Here is an 18,178-nt window from a genome sequence, read left to right as displayed (position 1 = left end):
TGTGCATCGCTTACCCGCCCCGCCCCTCATTCACAGCGACGCGTTTCACAGCGGGGGCGTTCACAGGACGCGTTGGATGCCCGCAGGCCTGCCCCCGCTCAGATATCCGACCCACTCAGATATCCGACCCACTCACGTGTCCGACGCGCTCACATGTCCGGCGTGCTCACACAGACGCACTCACGACGCGCTCACGTTGACGCATTCACATAGACGCGTGGGACGCGTGGTCCGATCCGGGTGACGATCTCGTAGGCGATGGTGCCGGCGGCCTGCGCCCAGTCCTCGGCGGTGGGCTCGCCCCGGTCACCGGGCCCGAACAGCACCGCCTCCGTCCCCTCCGGCGGCGCGTCCCCGCCCAGGTCGACGACGAACTGGTCCATGGCGACCCGCCCCGCGACCGTGCGCCACTTGCCCTCGACCAGCACCGGTCCGGTGGAGGAGGCGTGCCGGGGGATGCCGTCCGCGTAGCCGAGGGGAACGAGGCCGAGGGTGGTCGGGCCCGGGGTGACGTAGTGGTGCCCGTAGCTGACGCCGTGCCCGCCCGGGACCCGCTTGACCAGCGCCAGCGAGGCGGACACCGTCATCACCGGCCGCAGTCCGAAGTCCGCGGAGCTGCCCAGCTCGGGGCTCGGCGAGACGCCGTACAGCGCGATGCCGGGCCGGACCAGGTCGAAGTGGCTCTCGGGGAGGGTGAGGGTGGCGGGCGAGTTGGCGATGTGCCGCACCTCGGGCCGGGCGCCCTGCGCCTCGGCGTACGCCACCATCTCCCGGAAGCGGGAGAGCTGGGCGGCGATGGAGGGATGCCCGGGCTCGTCGGCGCAGGCGAAGTGGGACCACAGCCCGGCGATCCGCACCAGCCCCTCCCGCTCGGCCCGCAGCGCGGCGCCGACCAGCTCGGCCCAGTCCTCGGGCTGGCACCCGCTGCGCCCGAGCCCTGTGTCCGCCTTGAGGTGCACCAGCGCCGGCCTCCCGGCGGCACGGGCGGCCTGGGTGACCTCCGTCAGCGCCCACAGCCCGCTCACCGACACGTCGAGGCCGGCCTCGACCGCCTCCCGCCAGGGCCCTCCGGGCGTCCACAGCCAGCACATGATCCGCACATCGGCCGGCAGCCCGGCCTCCGGCGCGCGCAGGGCCAGCGCCTCCTGGGGCGTGGCGGTACCCAGCCAGGTCGCCCCGGCCTCGACAGCCGCCCTGGCGCAGGCGAGCGCCCCGTGCCCGTACGCATCCGCCTTCACCACGGCCATCAGGGCAGCACCGGGCGCCAGCTCGCGCAGCCGGCGCACATTGCCCCGCAAGGCGTCCAGATCGATCTCGGCACGGGCGCGCAGGGTGCCGGTCCGCTGGGCTTCTGTCTCACTCATGGTGGGGTCAGTGTCTCAGAGGGGGCGGGCGAGGGCTGTGACGGCTTTCTCGGGTGGGGTCACCCTCCCCGTAGGGGACGCCTGGGACAAACCGGTTGGTTTCCGGTACCCCTAGCCCCCCGCCTCCCGCACGACGTCCCGCCACGCCCTGGGAATCGCCGAAGCCACGTCATGCGCCCCGACCGGCGCCGCACCGCCACCCGGCCCCGTCTCCGCCCCCGCCGCGAGTCGCCCGGCCAGCCCGTGCATATACGCCCCCACGCTCCCCGCGTCCCGCGCCGACAACCCGGCCGCCAGCAAGGACCCCGCAAGCCCGGACAGTACGTCCCCGCTCCCGGCCGTCGCCAGCCATGACGTCCCCGTCGGATTCACCCGCACGGGCCCGCCTCCCGGCTCCGCCACCAGCGTCGTAGAACCCTTCAGCAGCACCGTCGCCCCGTACCGCTCCGCCAGTTCCCTGGCCGCCGCCAGCCGTCCGCTCTCGACCTCCTCCCGCTCGACCCCGAGCAGCGCGGCGGCCTCCCCCGCGTGCGGGGTCATCAGCGTCGGCGCCTTCCGTGCCCGCACCGCCGCCGCATCCGTCAGCCGCAGCCCGTCCGCGTCGATCAGCACGGGCACGTCCGCCGCCAGCACCTCCCCCACCGTCGCCGCGTCGTCCCCGGCGCCCGGTCCGGTCACCCACGCCTGCACCCGACCCGCGTGCTTGGGCCCCCGGTCGGACACCAGCGTCTCGGGGAACCGGGCGATCACAGCGCTCCCCGCAGGCCCGACGTACCGCACGGCCCCGGCCCCGCCCCGCAGCGCACCCGCCACCGCGAGCACCGCGGCACCCGGATACCGCGCGGACCCGGCGGCGATCCCCACGACCCCGCGCCGGTACTTGTCGCTCTCCGCCCGAGGCACCGGCAGCAGCCGCGCCACATCCGCATGCTGCAGGGCCTCCAGCTCGGTCTGCTCCTCCGCGAGTTCGAGCCCGATGTCGACCAGCCGCACCAGCCCCGCGTACTCCCGCGCGGGGTCGATCAGCAGCCCCGGCTTGTGCGTCCCGAACGTCACCGTGAGATCCGCCCGCAGGGCGACCCCGCGCACCTCCCCGGTGTCGGCGTCCACACCGCTCGGCAGATCCACCGCCACCACCACGGCCCGCGACCGCTCGGCCGCAGCGGCCAACGGCACCGCATTCGGGCGCAGTCCGCCCTTCCCGCCGATCCCGACGATCCCGTCCACCACGAGATCGGCCCGCTCGATCAGCTGCTCGGCCCCGTCCGTCCCCACGGCCCGGCCACCCGCACGGCGCAACGCCGCGAGCCCACCGGCGTGCACCCGCTCCGGCGACAGCAGCACCGCGCTCACCCCGGCGCCCCGCCTCGCCAGCCGGGCACCGGCGTACAGGGCGTCCCCGCCGTTGTCCCCGCTGCCGACCAGCAGCACGACCCGGCTGCCGTAGACCCGCCCCAGCACATCCGCGCAGGCGGCGGCCAGCCCGGCCGCGGCACGCTGCATCAGCGCCCCCTCCGGCAGCCGCGCCATCAGTTCCCGCTCCGCCGCCCTGACCTTCTCCACGCTGTACGCAGTACGCATGCGTCCGAGTCTCCCGCAGACGCAACACGGGCGCCCGCCCGCGCAGCCAAAGTCAGCGACGCCGGTTCCGCATCAGCCGTACGAGCGCGAAGACGACCGTGAGGGTGGCGGCGACGACCAGCATGGCCTGCCCCCAGACCGGCAGATCCACCCCGGCCCCGGGAAACCCCAGCGTCACCACGTCCCTCACTCCTCTCACCCCTCCGCGATCACGACCGCCGACGCGACCCCGGCATCGTGACTGAGCGACACATGCCACGACCGCACGCCCAGTTCGGCGGCCCTCGCCGCCACGGTCCCCTTCACCCGCAGCCGGGGTTGCCCGCTGTCCTCGACGTAAACCTCGGCATCGCTCCAGTGCATCCCCGACGGCGCCCCCAGCGCCTTCGCCAGCGCCTCCTTGGCAGCGAACCGCGCGGCCAGCGAGGCAACCCCCCGCCGCTCCCCACTGGGCAACAGCAACTCACTCTCGAGAAACAGCCGCTGAGCCAGCCCGGGCGTCCGCTCCAGAGACGCCGCAAACCGATCGATCTCAGCTACGTCGATCCCGACGCCGATGATGCTCATGGGGGCACCTTACGGTCCGGGGCGCCCGCATGCCCCGTACGACCGGAGCCCGACCGGTACGCGGGCGTCGCGCGGAGAAGCCGGTGAACGAAGAAGCCTGCGAGCCGTCACACCGCCACGAGCCGCACACGGTCGCCACAGAGCTTGCTCATGTCGTCGGCATCGGAGGTGACCATGATGACGGGGCGGTGCTGCCGCAGCGCCGCCTCGGCGACGACCGCGTCGACGGCGTACTTGTGCCCGTGCAGTCCGGCCTCCCGCAGCAGCTTGCAGGCAGCCTTGGCTTCCTCTTCCCCCACCGGGACGACGCGCAGGCCGGAGAGCAACCAGTTCAGGCGCGATGTGTTCGTGCGGGTGTGGATGGCCTCGACAAGGCTGAGCGCACTGATCACGACCTCCATGCCGCGTGTGCGCGCCTCGGCGACCAGGGCGACCACCTGCTCGTCATCGGCAAGCAGCTTCGAGTAGGAAACACGCCACGGCAGAGGGCCGACGCCTCACTCCACCGTCACCGACTTCGCCAGGTTCCGCGGCTGGTCCACCTCGTTCCCGCGGGCCGTCGCCAGCTCGCAGGCGAAGACCTGGAGCGGCACCGTTGCCACCAGGGGCTGCAGCAGCACCGGGGTGGCCGGGATGCGGACCAGGTGGTCGGCGTAGGGGACGACCGCCTCGTCGCCCTCCTCGGCGATGACGATGGTCCGCGCGCCACGGGCCCGGATCTCCTGGATGTTGGAGACGATCTTGTCGTGCAGGACGGAACGGCCGCGGGGCGACGGCACGACGACCACGACCGGCAGGTCCTGCTCGATCAGCGCGATGGGCCCGTGCTTCAGCTCGCCCGCCGCGAAGCCCTCCGCGTGCATGTAGGCGAGTTCCTTCAGCTTCAGGGCGCCCTCCAGGGCCACGGGATGTCCGACGTGCCGGCCGAGGAAGAGGACGGTGTTCTTCTCGGCCAGGGACCGGGCCAGCTCCCGCACCGGTCCCATCGTCTCCAGCACCCGCTCCACGGCCCCGGAGATGGCGGACAGGTCCCGCACCACCGCCCGGATCTCGTCCGCCCACTTGGTGCCCCGCACCTGCGCCAGATACAGGGCGACGAGGTAGCAGGCGACCAGCTGTGTCAGGAACGCCTTCGTCGAGGCGACCGCGATCTCCGGACCGGCGTGCGTGTACAGCACCGCGTCCGACTCCCGCGGGATGGTCGAGCCGTTGGTGTTGCAGATGGCCAGCACATGGGCGCCCTGCTCGCGGGCGTGCCGCAGCGCCATCAGCGTGTCCATGGTCTCGCCGGACTGGGAGATGGCGACGACCAGGGTCTGCTGGTCGAGGATCGGGTCCCGGTAGCGGAACTCGCTCGCCAGCTCCACCTCGCAGGGGATCCGCGTCCAGTGCTCGATGGCGTACTTGGCGATCAGCCCGGCGTGGAAGGCCGTACCGCACGCCACGATGACGACCTTGTCGACCTCGCGCAGCACCCCCGCGGGGATCCGCACCTCGTCCAGCGACAGCGTGCCGGAGCCGTCGATCCGCCCCAGCAGCGTGTCCGCGACGGCCTTCGGCTGCTCGGCGATCTCCTTGAGCATGAAGTAGTCGTAGCCGCCCTTCTCGGCGGCGGAGGCGTCCCAGTCGACGTGGTACGAGTTCACCTCGGCGGGGCTGCCGTCCAAGCCGGTGACGGTCACCGCGTCCCGGCGCAGCTCCACCACCTGGTCCTGGCCGAGTTCGATCGCGGACCGGGTGTGCGCGATGAACGCGGCGACGTCCGAGGCCAGGAACGACTCGCCCTCGCCGATGCCCACGACCAGCGGCGAGTTGCGCCGCGCGCCCACCACCACGTCCGGTTCGTCGGCGTGGACGGCGACCAGGGTGAACGCCCCTTCCAGCCGCCGGCACACCAGCCGCATCGCCTCGGCGAGGTCCGCGCAGGAGGAGAACTCCTCGGCGAGCAGGTGGGCGACGACCTCGGTGTCCGTCTCGGAGGTCAATGCGTGGCCGCGTTCGGTGAGTTCGGCGCGCAGGGCGGCGAAGTTCTCGATGATGCCGTTGTGGACGACGGCGACCCGGCCGGCGTTGTCGAGGTGCGGGTGGGCGTTGGCGTCGGTCGGCCCGCCGTGGGTGGCCCACCGGGTGTGCCCGATACCGGTCGTGCCCGTGGGCAGCGGCCGTTCGCTCAGCTCCTTCTCCAGGTTGACCAGCTTCCCGGCCCGCTTGGCGGTGGCCAGCCCGCCGTCCGCGAGGACGGCCACGCCCGCCGAGTCGTACCCCCGGTACTCCAGCCGCTTCAGCCCGGCGGTCACCACATCGAGCGCCGACTGCGAACCCACATAACCCACGATTCCGCACATGCAGGGCACCCTATGGTCCGTCAGCCGCCGAAATCGGCCGCCGCCTGCCCGAAATCGGAAATTCCCGCTACCGTACGAACGGCCGACCGGCCCTCACCGGGTCCAGGCGAGGGGTAGCCTCGCCCGCCACACCGGCAGCACCGCCCTGGAGTGGGCGCGGGAGGGCGGGCACACCGAGACGGTGGAGCTGCTCGTCACGGCCGTCGGAGCGGGGGCCGAGGCGGCACCCGGCAGCAGCGCGGACCGCGCACCCGGCGTTTCCCCGTGACGACCGCGCCCTCCCCCACCCCATGAGGGGGCGTCAGCTTCCCCAACCCCGTGAGGGGGCGTCAGCCCAGCTTGGCCACCTGCGCGTTCACCACGTCCGCCGGCACCTCGAAGTCCTTGCCCTCGGCCATCGCGGCCAGGTTCACGACGCTGAAGGTCACCAGGGTCGAGCCCTTGCGGACGGCGACGAGCTTGTTCGGGGCCTTGAGGCCCTCGTCGGCCACCAAGGTGAGAGTGATGGCCGCACCCTCGTCGCCGCCCTTCGGCGCGGCGGTCGCGGCGACCTCGGCGATCTCCATCTTCTCGCCGGTCGTGGTGGCCTTGAAGCCAGCGGCGCACTTCTCGGCCGCGGTGCTCAGGTCCTTCATGGCCTTCTCCGCGCCGCCGTCCTCGTACGAGGCGAGGGTGATCAGCATCTTCGAGACGTCGAAGGCCGCCTTCACCGCCTCCTCGGGGTCGGTGCCCGCGGAGGGCTTCTTCGGCTCGCCGGTCCAGGACCGCTTCGTCGTCGCCGCCGGCTCGCCCTGTGCGACACCCGCCTGCGCACGGGCCAGCGGCAGGCAGGCCTCGTCGTCGGTCTTCACCTGGTCCGCGGCGATGTCGTCCCTCGCCGGGACCTTGGCGGCGACCTTGCCCTCCTTGACGTCCGACTGCGCCAGGGCGACCTTTTCCAGCTCGGCGGCGGTCAGCGCCTTCGCCGCGGGCGCGGCCGCCGCGGTCGACTCGGAGGCGCCCTTGCCCTCGTCGGCCTTGTCCCCGTCGCCACCGCAGGCGGTGACCAGCAGGGCGAGGGCGGCGGCGGAGGCGGCCAGGGCGGTACGGCGGACGGAAGTGGGCTTCACTGTGGACTCTCTCTTCAACACTGCGGAGGACTCCGCATGACTGTGCGCGCACCCTACGCACAGATTCCTCACAGCTGATCAGGAGAGAGACCACCCGGTATGTGAACGTAACACCGGCGTGATCTTGAAACCGGTCCGCGCACCGCCTGTGCACCGCCCTCCCACCGCCTGCGGACCGTCGACTCTCGGCCGACTTTCACCGGCCGACGACCACCGCATCCACGGCTCGGTCACGAAATCTTCACAGGTGCCCGTTGGTCTGCGAAGGGATGGTGAACCGAGGCAACTGTCGCTCAGGGGAAAGGATCGCGCCGCCCGCCCTGCGCTCGGCCGGCATTTCCCCTTCCCTCCTTCTCGAGTCGATGCCTACAGTTTCGCCGCGCCTGAACGGATCTGACCACTCCGTTCATGTGCTCATCGATCAGCGACCGGGGGAACAGCGTCGCTACGGGGAAGGGTGCGCGGGCATGCCGGCCGAGAAGGCACCGGCATACCGCGCACCGGGTCAGCCCCTCCGCCCCTGACCACGGCGGCACAGCGGCACACCCCACACCGACACCGCTTCACGCGTGCGCGAGTGCGTGCACATACGCGTGGGCGGTTTCCGGGGTCGCCTCCACCCGACCAAGGGGGAAGTCCCTTTGCGCCTCGCAGCAACCAGACTTGGCAGAGGCACGCCAAGTCGGCGCGGAGCGGCGGGCCGCCCGCGGTTCCCGCACCGCCCGCGCCGTCGCCACAGACCACTGTCCCGCTTCCTGCCGATCGCCCTGGCCGCCGCCGTCGTCGCCGGTCTGACCTCTCCAGCGGATCCCCGTGATCCCGGGCCGCGCGCCGACGCCGACCCGGCGGCCGACTCGTACGACTGGTACGAGGTCACGGCCGCCGAACAGCTGCGGCAGGACCAGTGCCTGATGACCGATGTGCTGCGCCTGGGCGGCCCGGACATGGTGAAGACCGCACAGGCCGCCCTGGGCCAGCCCGCCGGCAAGCTGCGCGAACTCGCCGACCGTGAGCACTGGCAGAAGACACCCCTGGCCACCGCCTACGCCAAGGACCGCGACACCGCGCGCAAGGAACAGGAGGTCCTCGACACCCTGAGGTCCAACTGGGCCAAGCCCCTCGTCGGCCTGACGACCCCGGCCGGGTTCACCGAGACCGGGTTCCACTGGCCCCCCGGCAGCAACGACGGGCAGAAGAACTTCTACGAGCAGACCGGCCTGTCCCAGTGGATCTCCGAACGCTTCTGGAAGGACGAGGACGACTTCTACGCCGACCCCACCACGAGGGCCGACGCGCAGACCGTCGAGGCCGTCAAGAAGCTGGGCGCTCCGTACGCGCAGGCACCTGACCCGGGCCTGCCCCAGGACCAATGGCGCCGCGCGCTGGCCGAACGGGACGCCTTCGCGTATCTGACGGACTCGCCGCTCGAGCCGATGGGCGCCGACAACGCCCGTATCTTCCTCGCCTCCGGCGGCTTCCCCCGCACGGCACCCGAGCCGGGCACGGCGGAGTTCCGCATGGCGGTCGAGGATCTGAAGGCCCGTTTCGCCGCCTGCGCCTGGCGCGACCCCATGGACCCGGCCCAGGCACTGAGCACCGTCTCCGCCACCGCGGCCGAGGAGTGGCAGCAGGAGATAGCCTCTCAGGCCGGCCAGCGCGATGCGATCCTCGACGCCAACTCGGACGCCACGGCCGCTCTCGCCACCGGGGCCAAGACCCTCGGCGACCTGCTGGGCCACTCCTGGGTCGCCGACCGTCTCGCCCGCTGGCAGGACTACTGGGCTCCCGGCGGGGTCGGCGCCGTGGGTGACGCTCCCGCTGTGATCCAGGTGCGTGCCGCCAAGGGCAAGTGCCTCGATGTAGAGGGCGCGAAGAAGACCAACGGCACGCCGGTCCAGATCTACACGTGCAACGGCACGGCGGCCCAGATGTGGCAGCTCTTCGGCAGCGAGAGCGGCCTGCATCTGCGCAACGTCAACTCCCTGAAGTGCCTGGACGTGTCGGGCAACAAGGCGGAGAACGGCACGAAGATCCAGATCTGGTCGTGCAACGACTCCCCCGCCCAGACCTGGGAGGCGAACCTCCGTGCCACCACGAGCCTGAAGAACACGGGCACCGGCAAGTGCCTCGACCTGCACACGTTCGACAACAGCCACAACGCCTGGCTGTGGACGTGCAATGGCACCGATCCGCAGAAGTTCTTCATCAAGCCGACCGGCAGCAACGGGACGGTGCCGCCGAAGGCACAGTTCGACAAGGCGAAGGCGGAACTGGCCAAGGCGCAGGCCGGGGCGAAGAAGCAGCTCGGGGTGCTCAAGGCGCAGGCCGCCGCGGCGAAGTCCGCCGCCACCGCGAGTGCCAAGGCCGAACAGGCCGCGTACGCCATCGCGGACCAGCAGGGTGCGCCGCGCGGGCGGGGCCTGCTCGTCGGGCAGCAGAAGGCCCAGGTCACCCAGGGTGCCGCGGCCGCGCTGGAGGCCATGGTCAAGGCCGGTGAGACGGCCGAGGCCGCCACGCGTGCGTCCGCCGGTGACGGCGAGACCATCATGCAGCGCGCCCTGGCCCAGGCGGCCCAGGCCAAGGCGGAGTTCCGCAAGAAGGCCGCGCACGCCGCCGAGTTGCAGGCCAAGGCCGCCGCGGACGCGGCCAAGGTGCACCGGAACAACGCCAAGAAGGACAAGGAGACGGCGGAGGGCAAACTCGCCGAGGCCGTGAAGGCCGAGGGCGAGGCCAAGGCCGCCGCCGCCACCGCGCACGCCAAGCGGCTGTCCGCCGAGGCCGAGGAGAAAACGGCCAAGGCGGAGAAGGAGAAAGCCGCCGCCAAGCAGGCCGACGCGGCCGAGCACCGGAAGAACGCCGAGGCCCAGGCCACGCGGGCGCAGAGCGCCAAGGAGAAGGCCGAGGAGGCGGAGAGCACGGCCGTGGCCAAGCGGAACGCCGCGGTCAAGGCGCGTGACAAGGCGCGCAAGCTGCGCGACGACGCATGGGACGCGGAGCAGAAGGCGGATGCCGCCCGCGCCAAGGCCGACGCGAAGGAGGCCTACGCCCAGGCGCACGAATCCAGCGACAACTCACAGCAGGCCAGGGCGGCGGCCGACCAGGCGGCCGAGCACGCCGATGACGCCGAGACCGCCGCCAAGAAGGCGCGGTCGGAGGCCGATGCGGCGACGAAGGCGGCAGCCGAGGCCGACGCCGCGGCGACGCGCGCGGAGGCCGCGGCCAAACGGGCCCGCGCCGACGCGGACGCGGCGAAGGCGACGAAGCTGAAGGCGGACGCCGCGGTGAAGACGGCGACCGCCGCCGCCGCGGACGCCATTCAGGCCGCCAAGCACGCGGCCGCCGAGGCCAAGACGGCGGTCGAGCTGGCCGACGAGGCGGAGAAGAAGGCCAAGGCCGCCAGGTCGCACGCGAACGAGGCCCGCAAGGAGGCCGGCAAGGCCGTCGCCGCATCCGCCAGGGCGGCCGGCTTCGCCTACGTCACCGCCCAGGCCGCGGTCGACGCCGGCCACGCGGCCCGGCAGGTCGCCGCACCGGCCAACGACGCGATCCAGCTGGGCTCCCCGTATGTCACCAAGGACTCGGCCGCGGCCCTGGTGGTGCTGACCGGCCAGGCGTCGAAGTCGATCGCCGAACAGCAGCAGGGCGTCGCGGAGGCCCATGCCAGGAACGCCCAGGCGGAGGCCGCCTCCGCCAAGTCCCTCGCCGACACGGCACGCGGCGACGCCAAGGCCGCCTACGTGCACGCGGCGAACGCCGCCGGCCACGCCTCGGACGCCCGCACCTACGCCAAGGAGGCCCTCGGCCACGCCGCCGACGCCGCCACCGCCGCGTCCAAGGCCGCGGCTTCCCTGGCCCGCACGATCGAGTACGACCGGCAGGCGACGGAGGACGCGGAGGCCGCCGACAAGGCCGCCGGCCGCGCCGAGGGCCACGCCAAGGCCGCCCGCGACTCCGCCGACGAGGCCGCACTCGACGCGGAAGCCGCCCGCAAGGCCGCCTCCGACGCCGAGGCCTCCGCCAAGGAGGCCCGCGCAGCCGCCGAACGCGCCGACACCGCCGCCACCGAGGCGGAAAAGGCAGCGAAGGACGCCCACACATACGCCGAGGAGGCCCGGGCAGCAGCCGAGTCAGCCGAACGCAAACAGGCCAACAAGCAGGTCTCCGAAGGCGCCGGAACCGGCGTGGCAAGCACCTTCTTCGTCCTGGACAAGATCGAGCTCGTCGAGCCACCCAAGCAGCTCAATGGCTGCAACCTCACCCTCGACGGCTGCAGTGTGACATTCGAGTTCCACTTCGATGCCACCGTCAGTTACTACTACTGCGCCAATCCCGATGTGCCCGCCACTGAAGCAGGCTGCCCGCGGGACGACACCTTCTTCCTCACCACGCAGACGAAGAAGGGGCTGAAGGAGCAACGCACCTACCACTTCAGCTTCTGGGAGGTCGAGAAAGCGGGGCTCAAGAACCTCGCTGGATTCGTCGCCAGTCTCGGATACGACCTGTTCGTCAAGGATTTCGCCGATTGCTACCACAAGGCGACTCCCACTGATGACGGTGGTGCCGGCTCCGGCTGTGCCTGGGCAGCGGCAACGTTCGGCGGTCCCACCGTGGCGGCGAAGATGGCCAAGGCCGTCAAGCTCGCCGAACGGGTCGAGGACGCGATCAAGACGGGCAGGGACGCCGAGAAGGTCCTGGCCGATCTGAAGAAGATCTACGGCGAAAGAGTCAGCGCGGAAGATCTGGCAGACGCCGGCAGCGCGGCGGGCATGGGGCTCCGCCTGGCCGTTCGCATGGCAGATCGCGCCAAGGCCGCGGCTCCAGGTCTGGATATGAGATATGTCAACAAGCTGAGAGAAGCCGGGATCGCATTCGACCAGAAAAACCTGCTCTGGGTGGTCCCCCACTCCAGGCCCGGGGTTCCGCTCGCCTGGCTCGACATCGGTGACGCGAAGAAGGGACTCGTGCACATCATCTTCCGTCACGGCGGGGAGTTCGCCCAGCGCGGTGTGCCGATCGAGGAGATACCCAAGCTCCTCAGCAAGGCTCTGAGTGAAGGAAAAGTCGTGGGGCATCAGACGCCGACCAGGCCGATTTTCGAGACGGTGTACAACGGGAAGGTGCACCGGGTGGCGGTCACCCTCGGCAACCACGACAAGGGACGTGTGATTGGGGCCAATCCGGCATGAACCGCAACGATCCAGCACAGCTCCTGATACGCGCCCAGGGAGATGCCTCGCCCCTCTATGCGACGGACGCCGGGCCCCTCCCTCGCATCGAGGACTTCACGCGCAGCCTTCCGGTGACCGCGGAGGAGCTCGGGCTGCCGGAGGAACTCGCACACAGGCTGACCGAGTGGAACCGGGCGCGTCCTGCCGGCGGTTTCGAAGACCGGGCCAGGCTGCGCAAGCACGTCAAGCAGGGACTGGAGACAGCGCGTGCGGTGGCACAGCACCTCGGCCCGCTCTGGACGGTGCGCTTCTGGGACGAACGGCGGCAGGACGAGAAGTTCCTGTGCTGGGGGTGCGACCAGTTCCACTGGACCATCGACGCCCACGGCACTCCCCCGCACCCGCTCGACATCACCGTGGAAGGCGAGTACGGACTGTACCCGCTGCACGCGGAGGGGCTCGGCAGCTTCGCCCCGGACGATCCTGCCGCTGGTCTCCGGCTGACCGAAGATCTCGTATCCGCCTTCTACGAGTGGAAGCAGGCGATCGAGACGACGCTCGTGGAAGACGGCGACGATGAGCGCTGGAGGGAGCTGTTCCGGCGAGGAAAGGAGCTGTCGGAGCGTCTGGCCCATGAGCTCGGCCCCGCCCGCACGGTGACCTACCGAGGCATCGCGAACGGGGGCCTCGCCGCGCTGACGTCGGTCACCTGGCAGGGGGACCGACAGCTCTAGGCGCCGGTACGGCGCTGCGCGGGACGGCCTTCTGTGCGTGCCCGTCCCGCGCGGCGCCGTCCCCGGCCGGTCCACGATCCCGGCCAGGGCCTCCGGACCTTCCGGCGTGGACCCCGCGAGAGGAGGCCCGGCCCGGCGGGCGCCGTGGGTGCGGGCACTGACGTGACACACCCCACCCGCCATCGCGTTCAAACAGCGATAACAATGGACTGTGATCTCACAGGTCTCCTCGACACCCCGGAGCGCCCACCGGCAGCGGCCGGAGACGACTCCCTACGTCGATCTCACCCGCGCCGAATGGAGTGCGCTGCGCGACAAGACGCCGCTGCCGCTCACCGCCGAGGAGGTCGAACAGCTGCGCGGTCTCGGTGACGTCATCGACCTCGACGAGGTGCGGGACATCTACCTGCCGCTGTCCCGGTTGCTCAATCTCTACGTCAAGGCCACCGACGGCCTGCGCGGAGCGCTGAACACCTTCCTGGGCGAGCAGGGCTCCCAGTCGGGCACACCGTTCGTCATAGGGGTCGCCGGTTCCGTCGCCGTCGGCAAGTCGACCGTGGCCCGGCTGCTGCGCGCCCTGCTGTCGCGCTGGCCCGAGCACCCCCGGGTCGAGCGGGTGACCACGGACGGGTTCCTGCTGCCGACCAAGGAGCTCCAGGCCCGCGGCCTGATGTCGCGCAAGGGGTTCCCGGAGTCGTACGACCGCCGCGCGCTCACCCGGTTCGTCGCCGACATCAAGGCCGGCAAGGACGAGGTCACCGCGCCGGTGTACTCGCATCTGAAGTACGACATCGTGCCCGACGAGAAGCTCGTCGTGCGCCGGCCGGACATCCTGATCGTCGAGGGGCTGAACGTCCTGCAGCCGGCCCTGCCGGGCAAGGACGGCCGCACCCGGGTCGGTCTCGCCGACTACTTCGACTTCAGCGTGTACGTGGACGCCCGCCCCGAGGACATCGAGCGCTGGTACCTCGACCGCTTCAAGCGGCTGCGGGAGACCGCGTTCCAGAACCCGTCCTCGTACTTCCGCAAGTACACGCAGGTCTCCGAGGAGGAGGCCCTGGACTACGCCCGCACGATGTGGCGGACCATCAACAAGCCCAACCTGGTCGAGAACATCGCCCCCACCCGGGGCCGGGCCACCCTGGTGCTGCGCAAGGGCCCGGACCACAAGGTGCAGCGCCTGAGCCTGCGCAAGCTGTAAGGGTCATAAGAAATCGGGGCACCGCTTCCCTCCAGGGAAACCACCGGAGGACCCACCGGGAACCCGGGAGGACCCCAGGAAACCCCGGGAAGGAAGCAGTGCCCCGTCGTCGAGCAGGACGATCCGGGCGGCGGGCCCCGTCCGACCCCGAGGCGACTGGCGGCGGCATGTCGGACGCGCCGGACAGCTGGGGCAACGGCGGGCTGGTCGGCGACGGCCGGTACCGGCTGACCCGCAGACTAGCCGAGCGCGGACTTCACCGCGTCGGCGAGCCGGCCCGCGACGGTGCGGGCCTGGTCGCTGTCGGCCGCCTCGACCATCACCCGCACCAGCGGCTCGGTCCCGGAGGGGCGCAGCAGCACCCGGCCGGTCTCGCCGAGCTCCCGCTCCGCCTCGGCCACGGCCGCCGCCAGCTCCGGCGAGGTCTTCACCCGCGACTTGTCCACGTCCGGAACGTTGATCAGCACCTGCGGCAGCCGCTCCATCACCGAGGCCAGCTCGCGCAGCGTGCGGCCCGTCTGGGCGACCCGCGCGGCCAGCAGCAGACCGGTGAGCGTGCCGTCGCCGGTGGTGGCGTGGTCGAGCACGATGACATGCCCGGACTGCTCGCCGCCGAGCGCGTAGCCCCGCTCCTTCATCTCCTCCAGGACGTACCGGTCGCCGACGGCGGTCTGCACCAGCTGGATGCCCTCGCGCTCCATCGCCAGCTTGAAACCGAGGTTCGACATCACCGTCGCCACGACGGTCTCCGAGCGCAGCGCGCCCCGCTCCCGCAGCGCCAGCGCGAGCACGGCGAGGATCTGGTCCCCGTCGACCTCCTCGCCGGTGTGGTCCACGGCCAGGCAGCGGTCGGCGTCCCCGTCGTGCGCGATGCCGAGGTCGGCGCCGTGCTCGACGACGGCCGCCTTGAGCTTGTCCAGGTGGGTGGAGCCGCAGCCGTCGTTGATGTTGAGCCCGTCGGGGTCGGCACCGATGGTGACGACCTCGGCTCCGGCCCGGCTGAACGCCTCCGGCGACACCCGGGAGGCCGCGCCGTGCGCCTCGTCGAGGACGATCTTCAGCCCGTCGAGCCGGTTCGGCAGGACGCCGACGAGGTGGGCGACGTAGGTGTCGAGGCCCTCGTGGTAGTCCCGCACGCGGCCCACGCCGGCGCCGGTCGGCCGGTCCCAGGGCGCGCCGGTGCGGTGCTCCTCGTAGACGGCCTCGATGCGGTCCTCGAGCTCGTCGGCGAGTTTGTGGCCGCCGCGGGCGAAGAACTTGATGCCGTTGTCGGGCATGGCGTTGTGGCTCGCGGAGAGCATCACCCCGAGGTCGGCGCCGAGCGCGGCGGTCAGGTGGGCGACGGCGGGCGTGGGCAGCACGCCGACCCGCAGCACGTCCACACCGGCGCTGGCCAGACCGGCGACGACGGCGGCCTCCAGGAACTCCCCGGAGGCGCGCGGATCGCGCCCGACCACCGCCGTGGGCCGGTGCCCTTCGAACGTGCCCGCCTCGGCCAGCACGTGCGCGGCGGCCACGGAGAGGCCGAGGGCCATCTCCGCGGTCAGGTCCGCGTTGGCGACACCGCGCACGCCGTCCGTGCCGAAGAGTCGTCCCACTTGTCCTCCTGAGGAAGCATCAGTATCGAAACCGCGCCGTGGCGGCGTCGGTAGGGGTGCCGAGGCGCTGGACGGTCGCGAGGTCGCGATGCGAGTGCGGCTCCGCATCGCCCGGCAGCCGGCGGCATCCGGAGCGGCCCGGCCCTGGGCGGCCCGCCGGGGCGGGCAGCACGACCATCCGATCACATTAGCCGCTGAGCGCATGGTGACGTCATACGCCCACGTCAGTGAAACACGAACGCCCCGGCAGCACAGTGGCGTGCCGCCGGGGCGTTCGGAGTACAGGCAGGCGCGTGACTTAGCGCTTGCTGTACTGCGGAGCCTTGCGGGCCTTCTTCAGACCGGCCTTCTTCCGCTCGACCGCACGGGCGTCGCGGCGCAGGAAGCCGGCCTTCTTCAGCGGGCCACGGTTGTTGTCGACGTCCGCCTCGTTCAGCGCACGGGCGACACCCAGACGGAGCGCGCCGGCCTGACCGGAGACACCGCCGCCGGAGATGCGCGCGATGACGTCGTAGCGGCCCTCGAGCTCGAGCACCTTGAAGGGCTCGTTCACGGACTGCTGGTGCACCTTGTTCGGGAAGTAGTCCTCGAGGGTGCGACCGTTGATCTTCCACTTGCCGGTGCCCGGGACGATCCGGACGCGGGCGATGGCGTTCTTGCGGCGGCCCAGGCCGGCGGCCGGCTGGGGCTCGCCGAAGCGGGACGCCATGGACTCCGAGGTGTACTCGCCCTCGACGGGGGCCTCGGACTCGGTGGTGTAGCTGTCGATGTCAAGCTCTTCGAGCGGCTGCTCAGCAGTGGTCTCGGCCACGATTCTCCTCAGATTCTCTTCAGTCTTAGGGGGTGGCCGGACTTACTGCGCGACCTGGCTGATCTCGAACGGCACCGGCTGCTGAGCAGCGTGCGGGTGCTGGTCGCCCGAGTAGACCTTCAGCTTCGAGAGCATCTGACGGCCCAGGGAGTTCTTGGGCAGCATGCCCTTGACGGCCTTCTCGATGGCCTTCTCGGGGTTCTTCTCGAGCAGCTCGTCGTAACGGACGGAGCGCAGACCACCCGGGTAGCCGGAGTGGCGGTACGCCATCTTCTGGGTCCGCTTGTTGCCGGAGAGGTGCACCTTGTCGGCGTTGATGATGATGACGAAGTCACCGGTGTCGACGTGCGGTGCGTAGATCGGCTTGTGCTTGCCACGCAGGAGGGAGGCAGCAGTGGAGGCCAGACGGCCCAGGACGACGTCCTGGGCATCGATGACGTGCCACTGGCGCGTCACATCGCCGGGCTTGGGGCTGTACGTACGCACGGTTCGTAGCCTTTGCTTCTTCAGTGAATGGTCCTGACAAGGTCACCGAAGGCGATCACGACAGCCCTGACCGCACTGCGGTGACGCAAGCCGCGTGCTGGTCGCTGGTCATCGGCCCGGTGGACCGGTGTAAGGGCCCCTCACGTGAGAATGAGCAAGCCAATACACATAACGAACATGCAGAATACCCACGCTCGGCCGGACGGGTCAAAACGAGGCGGCCTGCGCGGACTGCACGCACTCCTTGGATTCTAAAGCCCCTGGTGGGCCGGCTGCCGCACAGCCACGGGCCACGGGAGCGGGGGCCCGCGGAGCTGCGTCGTCGCACGCAGGGTCCGGTCGCTCGAGGGCCGACCACCACCGGGCGGCCCCGCGCAGCCGGCGTCCGGCGGAGAGGGCCCCGTCAGTACACAGAGCGTAAGGGCGCCGCGCCAGGCCGGCCGCCTTCCCCGCGCGAGCCCCGGCAGGGGCAGTCCCGGCAGCTGCGGCACCAGCGCCAGCCAGATCCAGGGCCGCCGCGCCGCCGATCCGGCGTACCGTGCCCCGGCGAGCAGCAGGGGCCCGACGATCAGCAGGGAGCGCTCGTACGACGGCCGGGAGACCAGCAGCGCCGAGAGCATCAGCCCGGTGGCCGTCTCGACCAGCCGCAGCGGCCCGGCGTCCCCCGCACTCCAGCGCCGGTACGCGCCCAGGACCCCGGCCGCCGCCACGAGCGGGCAGATCCATTCGGCGGGCGCCCGCGGCAACCCCGGCGGGACCGGCACAGCCCCGGAAACCGCGCTTGATACAGCCCCCGACACCACGATCAGCACGGCCAGCGCCCGCCACCGGCGCGCGAAGAGGAACAGCAGCGCCACCGGCGCGAGCAGCGGCTCCAGTACGACGATCACTCCGGTCAGCGCACCCGCCGTCACCCACCGGCCCCGGCTCGCCGGCAGCAGGCACAGCGGAAGCGCCGGGCCGGCGAGGACCGGCCGGCCGTCCCAGGACGTGAGATGCACGAACAGGAACGGTTCCGCGGCCGCCGCCGCGATCAGACCCGGCACCGCGACCGGCCGCCGATCCGTCGCACACCGCTGCACGGACCGGCCGTCCGGGCCCCGTCCGAGGTCACACGCACCGCGCGTGCCGTCGGCGCGTTCAGCACCGCACCGGACCCCGTCCACGGGGCCCCGCCGGCCGGTCGCACCAACCACCCGGAGATGTCGCATTTG

The 18,178-nt window shown here is 71.5% G+C and carries 14 protein-coding genes; 3 read left to right on the top strand and 11 right to left on the bottom strand.

Annotation, left to right across the window (positions count from 1 at the left end):
* Positions 1 to 191 precede the first annotated feature (191 nt).
* The 7 genes from alr to ABD198_RS02120 all read right to left on the bottom strand — a co-directional run bounded on the left by alr (position 192) and on the right by ABD198_RS02120 (position 6,966).
* Entirely contained in the window at positions 192 to 1,364 is a 1,173-nt protein-coding gene (gene alr, locus ABD198_RS02150; RefSeq protein WP_343997547.1) for an alanine racemase, read from the bottom strand.
* Between the two features lie 111 nt (positions 1,365 to 1,475).
* On the bottom strand, positions 1,476 to 2,945 hold the full coding sequence (locus ABD198_RS02145) for an NAD(P)H-hydrate dehydratase (RefSeq protein ID WP_343997546.1): 1,470 nt from the start codon (positions 2,943 to 2,945) through the stop codon (positions 1,476 to 1,478).
* A 52-nt stretch (positions 2,946 to 2,997) separates the two neighbouring features.
* Positions 2,998 to 3,126, bottom strand: a complete 129-nt coding sequence (locus ABD198_RS02140; protein WP_343997545.1) for a hypothetical protein — start codon at positions 3,124 to 3,126, stop codon at positions 2,998 to 3,000.
* A 14-nt stretch (positions 3,127 to 3,140) separates the two neighbouring features.
* Positions 3,141 to 3,512: a holo-ACP synthase gene (locus tag ABD198_RS02135; RefSeq protein ID WP_343997544.1), complete on the bottom strand. Its 372-nt coding sequence runs from the start codon at positions 3,510 to 3,512 to the stop codon at positions 3,141 to 3,143.
* Positions 3,513 to 3,619: 107 nt separating this feature from the next.
* A complete protein-coding gene (locus ABD198_RS02130) occupies positions 3,620 to 3,997 on the bottom strand; it encodes a PIN domain-containing protein (RefSeq protein WP_343997601.1) in 378 nt (125 codons plus the stop codon).
* 12 nt (positions 3,998 to 4,009) lie between these two features.
* On the bottom strand, positions 4,010 to 5,857 hold the full coding sequence (gene glmS / locus ABD198_RS02125) for a glutamine--fructose-6-phosphate transaminase (isomerizing) (RefSeq protein ID WP_343997543.1): 1,848 nt from the start codon (positions 5,855 to 5,857) through the stop codon (positions 4,010 to 4,012).
* Between the two features lie 329 nt (positions 5,858 to 6,186).
* On the bottom strand, positions 6,187 to 6,966 hold the full coding sequence (locus ABD198_RS02120; RefSeq protein WP_343997542.1) for a hypothetical protein: 780 nt from the start codon (positions 6,964 to 6,966) through the stop codon (positions 6,187 to 6,189).
* 911 nt (positions 6,967 to 7,877) lie between these two features.
* Between ABD198_RS02120 and ABD198_RS02115 the strand changes: the two genes are divergently transcribed.
* The 3 genes from ABD198_RS02115 (at position 7,878) to coaA (ending at position 14,069) form a co-directional block, all read left to right on the top strand.
* Positions 7,878 to 12,152 carry an RICIN domain-containing protein gene (locus tag ABD198_RS02115; protein ID WP_343997600.1) on the top strand — a complete coding sequence of 1,425 codons (4,275 nt, stop codon included), beginning with the start codon at positions 7,878 to 7,880 and terminating at the stop codon, positions 12,150 to 12,152.
* Positions 12,149 to 12,868, top strand: coding sequence for a hypothetical protein (locus ABD198_RS02110; protein ID WP_343997541.1), 720 nt, complete (start codon positions 12,149 to 12,151; stop codon positions 12,866 to 12,868). Before ABD198_RS02115 ends, ABD198_RS02110 begins: the two co-directional genes overlap by 4 nt.
* A gap of 211 nt (positions 12,869 to 13,079) precedes the next feature.
* The gene (gene coaA / locus ABD198_RS02105) at positions 13,080 to 14,069 is read left to right on the top strand and encodes a type I pantothenate kinase (protein WP_343997540.1); all 990 of its coding nucleotides are present in this window, start codon (positions 13,080 to 13,082) and stop codon (positions 14,067 to 14,069) included.
* Positions 14,070 to 14,308: 239 nt separating this feature from the next.
* Here coaA and glmM read toward each other — a convergent pair whose 3' ends face one another.
* From glmM to ABD198_RS02085, 4 genes are all read right to left on the bottom strand, one after another.
* Complete coding sequence (gene glmM / locus ABD198_RS02100) at positions 14,309 to 15,667, bottom strand: phosphoglucosamine mutase (RefSeq protein ID WP_343997539.1); 1,359 nt, start codon at positions 15,665 to 15,667, stop codon at positions 14,309 to 14,311.
* 298 nt (positions 15,668 to 15,965) lie between these two features.
* Positions 15,966 to 16,478 carry a 30S ribosomal protein S9 gene (gene rpsI, locus ABD198_RS02095; RefSeq protein WP_167991157.1) on the bottom strand — a complete coding sequence of 171 codons (513 nt, stop codon included), beginning with the start codon at positions 16,476 to 16,478 and terminating at the stop codon, positions 15,966 to 15,968.
* A gap of 42 nt (positions 16,479 to 16,520) precedes the next feature.
* Positions 16,521 to 16,964, bottom strand: coding sequence for a 50S ribosomal protein L13 (gene rplM, locus ABD198_RS02090; RefSeq protein ID WP_167991155.1), 444 nt, complete (start codon positions 16,962 to 16,964; stop codon positions 16,521 to 16,523).
* A gap of 251 nt (positions 16,965 to 17,215) precedes the next feature.
* A complete protein-coding gene (locus ABD198_RS02085) occupies positions 17,216 to 17,965 on the bottom strand; it encodes a hypothetical protein (RefSeq protein WP_343997538.1) in 750 nt (249 codons plus the stop codon).
* Positions 17,966 to 18,178: the final 213 nt, after the last annotated feature.

It is taken from the genome of Streptomyces thermocarboxydovorans (assembly GCF_039524635.1).
GTDB classification, from domain to species: Bacteria; Actinomycetota; Actinomycetes; order Streptomycetales; family Streptomycetaceae; genus Streptomyces; species Streptomyces thermocarboxydovorans.
This window is presented reverse-complemented; position numbering and strand designations above follow the sequence as displayed.